Source organism: Kitasatospora sp. NPDC093806, from assembly GCF_040683335.1.
Lineage (GTDB): Bacteria > Actinomycetota > Actinomycetes > Streptomycetales > Streptomycetaceae > Kitasatospora.
The window spans coordinates 50,152-63,021 of sequence record NZ_JBFBDO010000001.1 but is presented as its reverse complement, the minus strand read 5'-3'; the positions used below and the strand labels follow the sequence as shown (position 1 = coordinate 63,021).

Genomic DNA, 12,870 nt, shown 5'->3' with positions numbered 1-12,870 from the left:
CGCCGCGTCAGGAGCGGGTGCCGGAGCGGGTCCGGCCGCGTTTGGTCAGCCACAGGTAGATCCGGAGCGTCAGCAGCACCCAGACCGCGAACAGGACGGCCACCGCCGCCTTCTCCTGCCCCGGCCCGGTCTCGACGCCGGTCAGCGCGGCGATCGCCCCCGCGGCCAGGCCCAGGACGCCGACGAACAGCAGGCTCCCCAGGAAGGCGGTGAACGCCTCCAGCTCCCCGCCCCTGCGTGCCATCCGCCGCCCCCTGGCGCTCGTTCCGCTTCGTTCCGCTTCGTGGGTCAAGCATCCAGTCTGCGGCGCATGATCCGCCAGACCACTTCCAGCACGAGTCCGGCGGTCACCGCGATGCCGACCCCGATCCACGGGTCGCGGGTGCCGGACAGCGAGAGCTGGAAGAAGTCGGAGAGCGCGGGCACGGTCAGCACCAGCGTGAACGCCCCGCCCATCGTGCCGATCAGCAGCAGCCGCCACCAGTTGTACGGGCGGGCGACGATCGCCAGCACCCAGATGGCGACCAGGAACAGGGTCAGGGTGGCCACGCTGGTGTCCGACTTGAGGTCGGTCGCGTGGTCGGCGCGGGCCAGCGCGTACGCGGTGAAGGTCGCGGTGCCGGCGATCACGCCGCCGGGGATCGCCAGCCGCAGCACCCGGCGGACGAAGCCGGTGCGGGCGCGCTCGTTGTTGGGCGCGAGGGCGAGGAAGAAGGCCGGCACGCCGATGGTCAGGGTGGACAGCACCGTGGAGTGCCGGGGCAGGAACGGGTACGGCGAGTGGGTGATGATCACCAGCAGCGCCAGCAGCACCGAGTAGACCGTCTTCACCAGGAAGAGCCCGGCCACCCGCTCGATGTTGCCGATCACCCGGCGGCCCTCGGCGACCACCGAGGGCAGCACCGCGAAGGAGTTGTTCAGCAGCACGATCTGGGCGACCGCCTTGGTCGCGTCGCTGCCGCTGCCCATCGCCACGCCGATGTCCGCGTCCTTGAGCGCCAGCACGTCGTTGACGCCGTCGCCGGTCATCGCGACGGTGTGCCCGCGCGACTGCAGGGCGCCGACCAGCTCGCGCTTCTGCTGCGGGGTGACCCGGCCGAAGACGGTGGTCCGTTCGGCGGTGTCGGCGAGTTCGGTCGGCTCGGCGGGCAGGGTGCGGGCGTCCACCGGGTGCTCGGCGCCGGGCAGCCCGAGGTGGGCGGCGACCGCGCCGACCGAGACGGCGGAGTCGCCGGAGATCACCTTGGCCTCGACCTGCTGGCTCTCGAAGTAGCGCAGGGTGTCGGCGGCGTCCTCGCGCAGCCGCTGCTGGAGCACCACCAGGGCGAGCGGGTGGAGTCCGGCGGCCGGGTCCGGGGCGTCCAGCGGGACGGGGGTGCGGCCGAGCAGCAGCACCCGCAGGCCCTGCGCGCCCAGCTCGTCCACCTCGACCAGGGCGGGGTGGCCGGCCGGCAGCAGCACGTCGGGCGCGCCGAGCAGCCAGCTGGCCTCGCCGCCCTGCGGTTCCAGCAGCTGGACGCCGCTCCACTTGCGGGCGGAGGAGAACGGCATCGCCTCGATCACCCGCCAGCCGCCGTGCCGTTCGTTGCCGGTGCCGTCCTTGCTGCCGCCGTTGCCGTAGGCGTCGATGACGGCCTGCATGGACGGGTTGGGGCGGGCGTCGGCGCCGGCCATCACGGCCAGGGCCTGCTTGACCGTCTCCTTGAGCGCGCCGTCCGGGCCCGCGCCCTCCGGCTCCGTGCCCTGAGGGCCCTCGCCGTTCGCCAGGACCCGCAGGTCGACGACGTCCATGCCGCCCTCGGTGAGCGTGCCGGTCTTGTCCAGGCAGACGGTGTCCACCCGGGCCAGCCCCTCGATCGCGGGCAGCTCCTGCACCAGGCACTGCTTGCGGCCCAGCCGGATCACGCCGATCGCGAAGGCCACCGAGGTCAGCAGCACCAGCCCCTCGGGCACCATCGGCACGATCCCGGCGACCATCCGGCGGACCGCCTCGCGCCAGTCCCGGCCCTCCACCGCCAGCTGGCTGATGATCAGGCCGATCGCGGTGGGGACCAGCAGCCAGGTGATGAACCGCAGGATGCTGTCGATGCCGCTGCGCAGCTCCGACTTCACCAGGGTGAACCGGCTCGCCTCCTCGGCCAGCTGCGCCGCGTACGCCTCCCGGCCGACCTTGGTGGCGGTGAACGCGCCCGCGCCGGCCACCACGAAGCTGCCGGACATCACCAGGTCGCCGGGCTGCTTGAGGACCGGGTCCGGCTCGCCGGTGAGCAGCGACTCGTCGATCTCCAGGCCGTCCGCCTCGGTGACCTCGCCGTCGACGATCACCTTGTCGCCGATGCCGAGCAGCACGGTGTCGTCCAGCACGATCGCGCCGACGGCGATCTGCTGCACGGTGCCGTCCCGGCGCACCTGCGGCTTCGCCTCGCCGATCAGCGCGAGGCTGTCCAGGGTCTTCTTGGCGCGCAGCTCCTGGATGATGCCGATCGCCGTGTTGGCGACGATGACCAGGCCGAACAGGCCGTCCTGGATCGGGCCGACGACCAGGATGATCCCGAACATCACGCCGATGATCGCGTTGAAGCGGGTGAAGACGTTGGCCCGGACGATCTCCTTCGCCGAGCGGCTGGAGCGGACCGGGACGTCGTTGACCTCGCCGCGGGCGACCCGTTCGGCCACCTCGGCGGCGGTCAGCCCGCCGCGCCGGCCGGGCAGCAGCCCGAGCGGATGGGCGCCGTCGGGCCGGTCGCCGGGCGTCTCGTCCGGGGGCTGCGCAGGCTGCGTCATGGCACCGACTCTACGGGCGCCTTATGTCCGATGCGTGCTACTAAAGGACTATTCAGTCCGACCGGGTGGCCGGGTCCTGAACCTCGGCCTCGCGGGCCCGGGCGCGGGCGATCGCGTCCCGGCGGGCGCGGCAGTACCAGAGGCCGATCAGCCCGAGGCCGCCACCGGCCAGGCAGATCCACGGCCAGTTGGCGTGGTCGTTGTCGGAGAGGGTGTCCCAGAAGGGGAGGAGCACCAGGAAGGCGACGAACCACAGCACCGTGCCGCCGCCGACGATCGCGACATCGTTGGCCTCCAGCGGCGGGGGCGAGGGGTGCAGTGGCGTCTTGGGCATGGGCCCTAGGGTACGGTGCGGCGGGCGCCTGACCGATCTGGTGCGCCACTTGTCCGCATCTGATCTGGTCTACGCGCGAAGATAGCGTGCGAGCGATTGCGGAACCCATACTTGTGTCCCCGGTCGGCCGCGGCATGTCCAGGACACCGTGCTTCGTGCCCGTCCCAGTGCCAGCCCCGCCGGGCCGCCCGGCCACCGTCGCTCCGGGTGGGTCCCCCTCTCCTCAGCCCCCACCAGAGGACGCAGCATGCCTGTGGCCCAGCCGACCACCGAGTCGCCCGAGCCCGCCCAGCCCTCCGCCGACGCGCCGAAGCCCCCGTCCGGCGCGCTGGACCGCTACTTCCGGATCAGCGAGCGCGGCTCCACCCTGCCGCGCGAGATCCGCGGCGGCATCGCCACCTTCTTCACCATGGCGTACATCCTGGTGCTGAACCCGATCATCCTGGCCAGCGCCACGGACCTGAACGGCACCCACCTGGACAGCGCCCAGCTGGTCACCGCCACCGCGCTCACCGCGGGCCTGACCACGCTGCTGATGGGCGTCATCGGCAACGTCCCGATCGGCCTGGCCGCCGGCCTCGGCGTCAACACCATCGTCGCCCTCCAGCTCGCGCCCAAGATGACCTGGCCGGACGCCATGGGCATGGTCGTCCTGGCCGGCTTCGCGATCATGATCCTGGTCGCCACCGGCCTGCGCGAGCGGGTCATGAACGCCGTCCCGCTCGGCCTGCGCAAGGCCATCGCGATCGGCATCGGCCTCTTCATCAGCCTCGTCGGCCTGGTCGACTCCGGCTTCGCCAGCCGGATCCCCGACGCCGCCCACACCACCGTGCCGCTCCAGCTCGGCACCGGCGGCCACCTGACCGGCTGGCCGGTCCTGGTCTTCGTGCTCGGCCTGCTGCTCACCCTGGTCCTGATGGTCCGCAAGGTGCCCGGCGCGATCCTGGTCTCGATCGCCGTGATGACCGCCGTCGCCGTCGTCATCGACAAGTTCGCCGACATCCCGGCCCTCAACTGGGGCCTCACCGTCCCGGCCTGGCCCGGCAACCCGGTGGCCGCCCCCGACTTCGGGCTGGTCGGCGAGGTCAGCCTGTTCGGCGGCTTCGAGAAGGTCGGCGTCCTCACCGGCGCCCTCTTCGTCTTCACCGTCCTGATGTCCTGCTTCTTCGACGCGATGGGCACCATTCTCGGCGTCGCCGACGAGGCCCACCTGCTGGACGAGAAGGGCGACCTGCCCGGCATCAACAAGGTCCTGATGATCGACGGCATCGCCACCGCGGCCGGCGGCGCGACCTCCTCCTCCGCCAACACCTGCTTCGTCGAGTCCACCGCCGGCGTCGGCGAGGGCGCCCGCACCGGCTTCGCCTCGATCGTCACCGGCGCCCTCTTCGTGGTGGCGCTCTTCCTCACCCCGCTCGCCACCATGGTCCCCGCCCAGGCCGCCACCCCCGCCCTGGTCACCGTCGGCTTCCTGATCCTGGCCAACTCGATCAAGGAGATCGACTGGGCGGACTACACCATCGCGATCCCGGCCTTCCTGACCATCGTGATGATGCCGTTCACCTACTCCATCACCAACGGCATCGGCTTCGGCTTCATCGCCTTCTGCGTCCTGCGCCTCGCCGCCGGCCGCGGCCGCGAGGTCCCGGTCGCGATGTACGCGGTCTCCACCGTCTTCGCCTTCTACTACCTGATGCCGGCCCTCGGCCTCCTCTGACCGCCCCCGGCATCGCCGCGGCCCCGCACTCCTCCCCGGAGCGCGGGGCCGCGGTCATGGTCGGAGGCGGCGGTACTCAGTCCTCCTCCGAGAACTCGTGCGTCTCGCGACGGTACGGCTGAGGGACGGCGGCCAGCCGCGGCGGCGTCCAGAGGTCGTCCCGTTCGTTGAGGCTGAGTTCGCCACCACGTCGCAGCAGCCAGATGACCTCGTAGTGGTACTGCAGCACCGCGTCTCCCGGCAGACGGGTCAGCAGGCCCGACACCAGCCGGACGATGTCGTCCTCCTGCCCGGAAAGGTCATCGGCCTTGTCCGGCCTGAACGCCACCGAGACGGTCGGCGTGACCTTCAGGTCGGTGATCAGCGGATTCCACGGCTTGGGATTGGTGGCGAACACCCGGACCCAGGTGCCGAACCTGGTGTCGACGCCTTCGGTGAGCAACCGCTCCGGCTCTGTGGTCGCATCGAACAGCCGGAGGCCCTGTGCGATGTCGTTCAGCGTATGGGCCACCTCGGCGACGGACAGCGGCGTGGCCAGATTGAAGCTGTGTGAGATTGACATGCCTGGAGATCCGTTCGGCGTGTACTAGGGATAGATGTGCACAATGTTGCCCTGCTTGTCGATCACCACGGCTTCCTCCAGCCCTTCGATCGGCCAGTCGTGGAGCTGGGACTTGAGAGCCGGGACGCCCACGGGTGAGTCCGCGAGGTTAACCACGATTCGTCCGGTCTGGCCTTCGTTGATCTTCTCCTCGATCCGTGAGCCGATGTTGCGGGCGCTTCTACTCGATGGTGAGACGCAGTCGAAGATCTCACCTTCGATTCGGTAATCAGGATTCTTTCGCCCGGGAACCGACGGATTCTGTTCGACGTGGTACCCCTGTTTTGCCAGGATCTGAGCCGATTCGTTCTCGCGCTGAAGTGCGAGTCGGTTCTCGGGTGATTCGTCCGGGTTGACCTTCGTCGTGGGTCCATTCGGTGTGGCATTGGGGTCGGGGGTCCTCGACGGCTGGGTGCGGATTTCACCGGCGCCCTGGCCGCCTCCACCATTGCCCTCCATGTGGACCCGGTCCGGCCCCATCGCATCCTGCGCGATCTGGCTCGCGCCGAGGCCTGCCATGCCCGCGCCGGTGGCGATGAGTCCTGCGGAGAGGATGTTGACGGGGACACCGACCACCGCACCCGCGCCGGTGAGGTCCAGGCCGACGCCCAGGACTTCGCCTCCGGCGCCGAGGGTCGCGAGGCCGAGGCCGCCGGCGATCTCCAGCACCGCGCCGGGATCGTGGATCATCGCATTGCCCACGGAGGCCAGGTCTTCCACGGCGGTCTTCCCGACGTCCAGGAGGAAGTCTCCGGCGTCGGAGAAGAAGTCTCCGACCTTGTCCAGCCAGCCCGGCTCCTCGGGGGCCTTGTCGCGAGCCTTTGCGATCTTGTTCGCGGCGGTGTCGCCGGCGTTTTTCACCTGGTTCCTGGCGGTGCTCAGCGTCTGTCGCGCGGCAGCGCGCGTGGCCTCGCCGGGATCGGAGAACGGCAATTCGTGCCCGGCGTTCCGCTCTGCGTCCTGGTGTTCGGACCTGGCTCTGCCCGTGGCGGTCTGGCCTTCGCGCCACTGCCGGATCGCGTCCGCGGCTTGGCCTTGAGCCCATGCCAGCACTGATTGGTAAGCGGCCAAGGCCGTGGAGGCGTCGTGGAAGGAGTCGCCGGCCTCCAGCCACTTCTGGGGTTCGCCGTGGAAGGCCTGGCGGAACGCATCGCCCGCTTTCCCCGACCAGCCGTCGACGGTGTCGATGCGTCGGAGGCCCTCGCCGGTGGAGTGCAGGGTGTCGCCATAGCTTTTGAGCCATGCGACGGTCGAGGCAATCGATTCGATATTGCCCGGTATGAGTTCCTTCGGGTCGGTGGCCTGTCCGAGGTCCGTCGTCACTGCTCCGCCGCCGGGTCCCTGGCGTCGGAGGAAGCCAACGTGCCGCCCAGTTGGCCGACGAGCTGTCCGTCGATCTCGCGGTAGGCCTTCACGCTCGCGTTCAGTCGCTGGGAGACCTGGGCGGCATCCTTGGCCAGATTCTCGACACCGATCTCCCAGCGGGTGCAGAAGTTTTCCAGGACGTCGGCCAGGTGTCCGTGTCCGATTTCTTCTTTCCGGGGGTCGAGATCGCTGACCTTTCTGAATCGAAGCTTCGTCAGGGTGCCGGTGATTCCGGAGGCCGCTTTCTCCAGAGCCGCCAGGTCGACCTTGAATCCCTCGGCCATGAGTTGACCCCTCCGCCGGTCTCCGTGGCTGTCAATCGACTGTCGGATCGGTTGACGCTAGCACGAACGATTCGGTCGCAGTGTGGGAATTCCGACGCGGCTGGCGGAGATTTTTACAGCAGGGCATTGAAGTTGCTGGTGGGTCTAATGGTGGAGTTGTGACGTGGCGCTGTTCCGGGGGCCGGTAGCGTCGGGGGACAGGCCGGCGAGGGTGAGGAGAGTGGGATGGGTGCTGGGGTGGTGCGGAGGATCGTTGTGGTGCGGCATGCCAAGGCGGTGGCGCACGATGCCGTCAGGGACCACGGACGGCGGTTGGCGGAGCGGGGGCGGCGGGACGCGCCGGCGGCGGGGCGGTGGTTGGCGGAGCAGGGGGTGGTGCCGGAGCTGGCGATCGTGTCGACGGCCGCGCGGACCCGGGAGACCTGGGAGCTGGCCGGTGCCGAGCTGGGCGGGGCACCGCGGACGGTGTTCGACGAGCGGGTGTACCTCGCGGACGTCGAGGAGCTGCTGGCCGTGCTCCGGGAGGTGTCGGCGGAGGTCGGCACCGTGGTGGTGGTCGGCCACAATCCCGGCGTGCACGAGCTGGCCGAGACGCTGGCGGGCGAGGGGGAGGAAGACCTGCTGGACCGGATGGACGCCAGGGGCTTCCCGACCTCGGCCGTCGCGGTGCTGGAGTTCGACGGCTCCTGGCGGGGCGTCGGACCCGATGTCGCCAGGCTCACCGGTTTCCGGACCCCGCGGGGGTGAGGGCGGAGTCGGGTATCAGCCCCAGATCAGGTCCGCCATCGGCGCGACGACGACGGCCGGCCGGGCCTGGGTGTGCGCGGCGGTCTGGGTGGTGGTGGCGGCGAGACCGGCGAGGGCGACGAGGGCGAGGGTGGTGACCGCGGCGGCCTTGGCGATGACGGTGCGGAGCATGGTGGTGGTCCTCTCGAATGCGAAGCAGTGGGTTCTCGGGGGGCGCGTCCCGCGGTGACGTTTCCTCCGGTCCGTCGTCCGGGGCTGTCCCCTTCCGACGACCACTAGCTTCGTCGTGGCTCGGGCCGGGGGGAAGGGCGGAGAGGTGGACGGAAGCGGCCCTGGACCGTTTCGGTCAGCTCGGCCGGAAGCGGACGCCGGTCGACCGTGGAACCCGGGAGCCCCGCTTGGGGCGCGGTCCAGAGGGTCAACGTCAGGCAAAGTCCCTGGTCAGCGGCCTGTCGTATGTGGAAGGATCAATTCCGTATCGAACACGGGTTTCACCACGGGGGAGCGGGGATGCTGACCGCATTGGGCCTGGACAGCGCTTCGGAATCGGTCTACCGGGCGATGCTCGCCTATCCGGGTGACGGTGTGGCCGGCCTGGCCGCGCGCCTCTCGCTCGGCGAGGAGGACATCCGGGACGCCCTGGACAACCTGAGCGAGCTGGCCCTGTTGCGCCCGTCGGCCGAACGGCCCGGCGAGCTGCGCGCGGTCTCCCCGGACGTCGGGATGGAGCTCCTGATGGCCCGCCAGCAGGCCGGTCTGGCCGCCGCGCAGGCGCGGATCGAGGCCTCCCGTGCGGCGGCCGCCCAGCTCATCGCCGATTTCGCCGATCTGCGGCCGGGGGTGAGCACGCCGGACATCGAGCAGCTCGTGGGCCTGGACCAGATCCGTGACCGGCTGGCCCGCTTCTCCCGGGAGGCGCGGGAGGAGGTGATGACCTTCGCCCCGGAGGGCGGGCAGAAGCCCCAGAACATCGAGGCGGCCAAGCCGCTCAACCTCGTCCTGCTGGAGCGCGGGGTGCGGATGCGCACCGTCTACCTGGACAGCGTCCGCAACAGCCCGCACACCGTCGAGTACGTGAACTGGCTGGCCTCCCGAGGGGGACAGGTCCGGACCGTCCCGTCGCTGCCCACCCGGATGATCGTCGCCGACCGGTCCGTCGCCGTCATCCCGGTGCGCAGCGACGACACGGCGGCCGGAGCGGTGGTCCTGACCGGGCAGGGGATGCTGACCGCGCTGTGCGCACTGTTCGAGAGCGTCTGGGAGGGCGCCCAGCCGCTGGGGGTCGCGGCCCGGCCGGACGGGAACGGGCTCACCGCCCAGGAGCGCACCACGCTCGGCCTGCTCGCGGCCGGGCACACCGACGACGCCATCGCGAAGCGGCTGGGCGTTTCACCGCGCACCGCCCGTCGGGTCGCCAACGATCTGATGGAGCGTCTCGACGCCCGCAGCCGTTTCCAGGCCGGGGTGCACGCGGTCAACGCCGGCTGGCTGTCGTAGGCCCCGCCCCCGAGCTCCTGCACGCCGGTCGGTGCCGGGCCGCTCGGCCGCGGCCCGGGCACGGAACGAGGGCGCGAACCGGTGGTCGGTTCGCGCCCTCGTCGTTCAGTCACGGGCCGCAGTCGGCGCCCGGAATCGTCAGGCCGTCACGCTCGCGGTGATGCCCTTGACGCCGACGGCGCCGCCGGGCACCTCGATCCAGCTGCCCCACGTGCCGGCGGTCCGGTCGGCGTCGCGGGTGTAGACGCGGCCGTCCGCGGCGACCGCGTAGACGTGGGTGGTGTTGCCGGTGGTGGCGCTGGTGAGGGCGATCAGGTTGGTGCTGTCCATCTTGGTCCAGCTGCTCCAGGAGCCGGCCTTGTAGTCGGCGTCGATGTTGTACATCGCCCCGTCGGCGCCGATGATCTGGATGTGCGAGTTGTTGTCCGTCACACTCGCGGTGATGCCCTTGACGCCGACGGCGCCGCCGGGCACCTCGATCCAGTCGCTCCACGTGCCGGCGGCCCGGTCCGCGTCACGGGAGTAGACGTGGCCGTCCGCGGCGACCGCGTAGACGTGGTCGGTGTTGCCGGTGGTGGTGCTCGCGAGCGCGGTCAGGTTGGAGCTGTCCATCTTGGTCCAGGTGCTCCACTTACCGGCGCCGTAGTCGGCGTCGATGGTGTACATCGCTCCGTCGGCGCCGATGATCTGGATGTGCGCGCTGTTGCCGCCGGCGGTGGCGCTGATCGCCTTGACGCCCACGGCGCCGCCCGGCACCTCGATCCAGTCGCCCCACGTGCCGGCGATGCGGTCGCCGTCACGGGTGTAGACGCGGCCGTCCGCGACGGCGTAGACGTGGGTGGTGTTGCCGGTGGTGGCGCTGGTGATCGAGGTCAGGGTGGAGTTGTCCATCTTGGTCCAGCTGCTCCACTTGCCGGCCTTGTAGTCGGCGTCGATGTTGTACATCGCGTTGTCGGCGCCGATGATCTGGATGTGCGAGTTGTTGCTCGTCGGGGTGGCAGGAGTGGTGGTGCCGCTGGGAGCGGGGGCGGGGGCCGGAACGGGGGTGTTCACCGCGACCGGGGAGATGTACCCGCTGATGGTCTGGCCCCAAGGCGCGCTGCCCACCGCGTAGTTGCTGGTGCTCTCGGTCTGGACTATGCCGTCCGCGTAGGTGCGGTGGCCCTCGTTCCCGCCGACCATGGTCACGGTGCCGTTGCCGACGGCGGTGACCAGCGCGACGTGGTCCGCCCAGTCGGCACCGGGCCGGTAGTTGAACACGACGGCGTCGCCCACCCGCGGGGTGTTGTGCAGGGTGCCGAAGGTCTTGCCGTAGTCGTAGAAGTCGCGCGCCGCACCGCTGAGGTAGCTCAGGTTGGCGGCCCCGGCGCGGGCCCAGGCCCAGCCCGCGAAGTCGGCGCACCAGGCGTGGGCCGCGTGGCCGCCCCGGCCGCAGGAGTTCGACGTCCGGTCACCGCTGGTGTAACCACCGTGCGCGCACGGGCCGTTGCCGATCTCGGCGGTGGCGGCGGCGGCGACCGACGAACCGGTGTCGGCACTGGCCGGCGTTGCGACGAGGCCGCTCAGTGCGAGGCCGGCCGTGGCGGCGGTGAGGGCGACCGAGCGGGAGATACGGGACGGCTTGGCGGTGGAAGGCATGGGACTCTCCGTGATCGGGACAGGACGTACCTGTGGCAGGGCGCGAAGGGGGTGAGGTGGCCGAACTGGACACCGGGACGGTGAGAGTCACTCGACCTGAAGGCCTGAACCCGCCTGCGACGCCCCTTCTGGCGCGTCGTCCGGCTTGTCGGCCCGGTGTCTCTCCCGCTGACAACGACAAGCTTCGTCGCAGCTCAGCAGCAGTGAAAGGGGCTGAGCCGGGACGGAAGCGGCCCTGACCGGATCCGTCCACGGCGGCCTCACGGACCTTCGGCGCGGTGCCCCCGAGGGGCGGAGGGCGGCCGGTCCCGATCAGTGCCGGCCGCATGACGAGGCCCCCCTCGCACGGTGTCGCGAGGGGGGCCGTCTCCGGTTGTCAGTGGACGCAGAACTCGTTGCCCTCCGGGTCCCGCATGACGGTCCAGGAGCCGCCGGGTTCGCTCACCTCGCGCAGGACGGTGGCGCCGAGGGTCAGGAGGCGGTCGACGGTGGCGGGGCGGGCGTCGGGGCCGGGGTGGAGGTCGAGATGGAGGCGGTTCTTGCCCTGCTTCGGCTCGGGGACCCGCTGGAAGAGGAGACGGCGGCCGAGCCCGGTGCCGGTGGCGGGGTCGTGCGGGTCCTCCGGGTGGCGGACGGCGGCGAGGGCGTGCCAGGCGGGCCGGCCGTCGACCTCGGTGAGCAGGTCGGGGGTGATCCGGCCGGCCGCGAGGAGGCCGTCGATCAGGGTGCTGTGGTCCTCGACGGTGTAGTCGAGGGCGGCGGCCCAGAAGGCGGCCTGCCGGTGCGGGTCGGCGCAGTCGATGACGAGCTTCCAGTGCATGGGCATGTAACCAGTTATATGGGTTACGAGGTCGGGCGGGCAAGGATCGTCGAGGGGGTGTGTCAAGAATCGGATCGTGTAGGGGAGTTGGCGAAGGGCATACTCCGGGGACGGGAGACGGGCGAGGGGGAAACCGCTGATGGTGCGACAGGATCCGCCGACGGGGGTCGAGGAGCAGCTGCTGCCGGAGCTGTTCCGGACGGCCGACCAGGCGTCGCTGGAGGGCCAGCGGCAGACGCTGCGCTGGTACCGGGGGCTGATCTCGATGCTGGTGGTCGCGGCGGTGGTCGGCTCGCTGCCCGGGCCGGAGCACCGCGGGGACGCCGACCTCACGCCGCTGTTCTCGGTGGTGGCGTTCCTGGTCGCCGGCTACTTCTGGTCCCGGCTGCGCCGCAGCAACCCGCAGGCGCGCTGGTACGAGGCGCGGGCGGCGGCCGAGTCGGTGAAGACGCTGGCCTGGAAGTACTCCGTGCGGGCCCGGCCGTTCGAGGGGGACGCGCGGTCGGGTGACGTCGACCGCGGCTACCTGCTGCAGGTGGAGGACGTGCTGCGGGCGTTCGAGGACCCGCGGATCGTGCCGCCGGGGACGGTCACCGAGATCACCGAGGAGATGCGCCGGGTGCGGGCGGAGTCGCTGACCGCCCGGCGGACGCTTTACCTGCGCACCCGGGTGGAGGGGCAGCGGACGTGGTACCGCTCGCGGGCCGAGTCCTGCGAGTCGCAGGCGGTGTCCTGGGGACTGGCGGTCGCGGCGCTGATCATCCTCGGCGCGGCGGCGGCGATCGCGCAGGCGACCGGGGCGCTGCCGCTGCACGTCTTCGGGGCCAGCTCGGCGGCGGCCGCGGCGGTGATCGCCTGGACGCAGCTGAAGCAGCTCCGGCCGCTGGCCGCCGCGTACCAGCTGGCGGCGCGCGAGCTGGAGAACGTCGGCAACCAGCTGTCCGACCTCGACCTGCGGGCGCCGGACGCCGAGCAGCGCTGGGCGCGGATGGCGGCCGAGGCGGAGGACGCGGTCTCGCGCGAGCACACCACCTGGCGGGCCCGCCGGGCCTTCCCCCGGTAGCGGCGGGGCGGCGGGGGAGC

General features: G+C 71.1%; 13 protein-coding genes. 4 read left to right on the top strand and 9 right to left on the bottom strand.

Going from position 1 to position 12,870, the window contains the following annotated elements:
• Window positions 1-7: 7 nt before the first annotated feature.
• The 3 genes from AB0N76_RS00295 to AB0N76_RS00285 are packed head-to-tail and all read right to left on the bottom strand — an operon-like array spanning window position 8 to window position 3,118.
• The gene (locus AB0N76_RS00295) at window positions 8-244 is read right to left on the bottom strand and encodes a hypothetical protein (RefSeq protein ID WP_363551897.1); all 237 of its coding nucleotides are present in this window, start codon (window positions 242-244) and stop codon (window positions 8-10) included.
• A 44-nt stretch (window positions 245-288) separates the two neighbouring features.
• Entirely contained in the window at window positions 289-2,784 is a 2,496-nt protein-coding gene (locus tag AB0N76_RS00290) for an HAD-IC family P-type ATPase (protein WP_363551895.1), read from the bottom strand.
• A 52-nt stretch (window positions 2,785-2,836) separates the two neighbouring features.
• Window positions 2,837-3,118, bottom strand: coding sequence for a DUF2530 domain-containing protein (locus AB0N76_RS00285; RefSeq protein ID WP_363551893.1), 282 nt, complete (start codon window positions 3,116-3,118; stop codon window positions 2,837-2,839).
• A gap of 247 nt (window positions 3,119-3,365) precedes the next feature.
• Here AB0N76_RS00285 and AB0N76_RS00280 point away from each other — a divergent pair, with 247 nt between their 5' ends.
• Window positions 3,366-4,835: an NCS2 family permease gene (locus AB0N76_RS00280; protein WP_363551891.1), complete on the top strand. Its 1,470-nt coding sequence runs from the start codon at window positions 3,366-3,368 to the stop codon at window positions 4,833-4,835.
• A 76-nt stretch (window positions 4,836-4,911) separates the two neighbouring features.
• On the opposite strand, the gene AB0N76_RS00275 is transcribed toward AB0N76_RS00280, so the two are convergent.
• Genes AB0N76_RS00275 through AB0N76_RS00265 form a run of 3 tightly spaced genes read right to left on the bottom strand, consistent with a single transcriptional unit; the run spans window position 4,912 to window position 7,085 of the window.
• A complete protein-coding gene (locus AB0N76_RS00275; RefSeq protein WP_363551889.1) occupies window positions 4,912-5,397 on the bottom strand; it encodes a SitI3 family protein in 486 nt (161 codons plus the stop codon).
• 24 nt (window positions 5,398-5,421) lie between these two features.
• Complete coding sequence (locus AB0N76_RS00270) at window positions 5,422-6,759, bottom strand: putative T7SS-secreted protein (RefSeq protein ID WP_363551887.1); 1,338 nt, start codon at window positions 6,757-6,759, stop codon at window positions 5,422-5,424.
• Window positions 6,756-7,085, bottom strand: a complete 330-nt coding sequence (locus AB0N76_RS00265; RefSeq protein ID WP_363551885.1) for a hypothetical protein — start codon at window positions 7,083-7,085, stop codon at window positions 6,756-6,758. Before AB0N76_RS00265 ends, AB0N76_RS00270 begins: the two co-directional genes overlap by 4 nt.
• A 225-nt stretch (window positions 7,086-7,310) precedes the next feature.
• Between AB0N76_RS00265 and AB0N76_RS00260 the strand changes: the two genes are divergently transcribed.
• Entirely contained in the window at window positions 7,311-7,832 is a 522-nt protein-coding gene (locus AB0N76_RS00260) for a histidine phosphatase family protein (RefSeq protein WP_363551883.1), read from the top strand.
• Between the two features lie 15 nt (window positions 7,833-7,847).
• Here AB0N76_RS00260 and AB0N76_RS00255 read toward each other — a convergent pair whose 3' ends face one another.
• Window positions 7,848-8,003 carry a hypothetical protein gene (locus tag AB0N76_RS00255; RefSeq protein ID WP_363551881.1) on the bottom strand — a complete coding sequence of 52 codons (156 nt, stop codon included), beginning with the start codon at window positions 8,001-8,003 and terminating at the stop codon, window positions 7,848-7,850.
• A 339-nt stretch (window positions 8,004-8,342) separates the two neighbouring features.
• Here AB0N76_RS00255 and AB0N76_RS00250 point away from each other — a divergent pair, with 339 nt between their 5' ends.
• A complete protein-coding gene (locus AB0N76_RS00250) occupies window positions 8,343-9,329 on the top strand; it encodes a LuxR C-terminal-related transcriptional regulator (RefSeq protein ID WP_363551879.1) in 987 nt (328 codons plus the stop codon).
• A gap of 138 nt (window positions 9,330-9,467) precedes the next feature.
• On the opposite strand, the gene AB0N76_RS00245 is transcribed toward AB0N76_RS00250, so the two are convergent.
• Together AB0N76_RS00245 and AB0N76_RS00240 are read right to left on the bottom strand one after the other, a co-directional pair.
• Entirely contained in the window at window positions 9,468-10,967 is a 1,500-nt protein-coding gene (locus tag AB0N76_RS00245) for a CHAP domain-containing protein (protein ID WP_363551877.1), read from the bottom strand.
• 376 nt (window positions 10,968-11,343) lie between these two features.
• Window positions 11,344-11,787 (bottom strand): VOC family protein, encoded by a 444-nt coding sequence (locus AB0N76_RS00240; protein WP_363552227.1) that lies wholly within the window; start codon window positions 11,785-11,787, stop codon window positions 11,344-11,346.
• Between the two features lie 139 nt (window positions 11,788-11,926).
• Here AB0N76_RS00240 and AB0N76_RS00235 point away from each other — a divergent pair, with 139 nt between their 5' ends.
• Window positions 11,927-12,850 carry a DUF4231 domain-containing protein gene (locus AB0N76_RS00235; RefSeq protein WP_363551875.1) on the top strand — a complete coding sequence of 308 codons (924 nt, stop codon included), beginning with the start codon at window positions 11,927-11,929 and terminating at the stop codon, window positions 12,848-12,850.
• Window positions 12,851-12,870: the final 20 nt, after the last annotated feature.

Excerpts from the sequence above, each read along its gene's own strand:
- AB0N76_RS00265 (WP_363551885.1), bottom strand. The coding sequence starts at position 7,085 with ATGGCCGAGGGATTCAAGGTCGACCTGGCGGCTCTGGAGAAAGCGGCC.
- AB0N76_RS00290 (WP_363551895.1), bottom strand. The coding sequence starts at position 2,784 with ATGACGCAGCCTGCGCAGCCCCCGGACGAGACGCCCGGCGACCGGCCC.
- AB0N76_RS00280 (WP_363551891.1), top strand. The coding sequence starts at position 3,366 with ATGCCTGTGGCCCAGCCGACCACCGAGTCGCCCGAGCCCGCCCAGCCC.
- AB0N76_RS00250 (WP_363551879.1), top strand. The coding sequence starts at position 8,343 with ATGCTGACCGCATTGGGCCTGGACAGCGCTTCGGAATCGGTCTACCGG.
- AB0N76_RS00255 (WP_363551881.1), bottom strand. The coding sequence starts at position 8,003 with ATGCTCCGCACCGTCATCGCCAAGGCCGCCGCGGTCACCACCCTCGCC.
- AB0N76_RS00285 (WP_363551893.1), bottom strand. The coding sequence starts at position 3,118 with ATGCCCAAGACGCCACTGCACCCCTCGCCCCCGCCGCTGGAGGCCAAC.
- AB0N76_RS00235 (WP_363551875.1), top strand. The coding sequence starts at position 11,927 with ATGGTGCGACAGGATCCGCCGACGGGGGTCGAGGAGCAGCTGCTGCCG.
- AB0N76_RS00260 (WP_363551883.1), top strand. The coding sequence starts at position 7,311 with ATGGGTGCTGGGGTGGTGCGGAGGATCGTTGTGGTGCGGCATGCCAAG.
- AB0N76_RS00275 (WP_363551889.1), bottom strand. The coding sequence starts at position 5,397 with ATGTCAATCTCACACAGCTTCAATCTGGCCACGCCGCTGTCCGTCGCC.
- AB0N76_RS00295 (WP_363551897.1), bottom strand. The coding sequence starts at position 244 with ATGGCACGCAGGGGCGGGGAGCTGGAGGCGTTCACCGCCTTCCTGGGG.
- AB0N76_RS00245 (WP_363551877.1), bottom strand. The coding sequence starts at position 10,967 with ATGCCTTCCACCGCCAAGCCGTCCCGTATCTCCCGCTCGGTCGCCCTC.
- AB0N76_RS00240 (WP_363552227.1), bottom strand. The coding sequence starts at position 11,787 with ATGCACTGGAAGCTCGTCATCGACTGCGCCGACCCGCACCGGCAGGCC.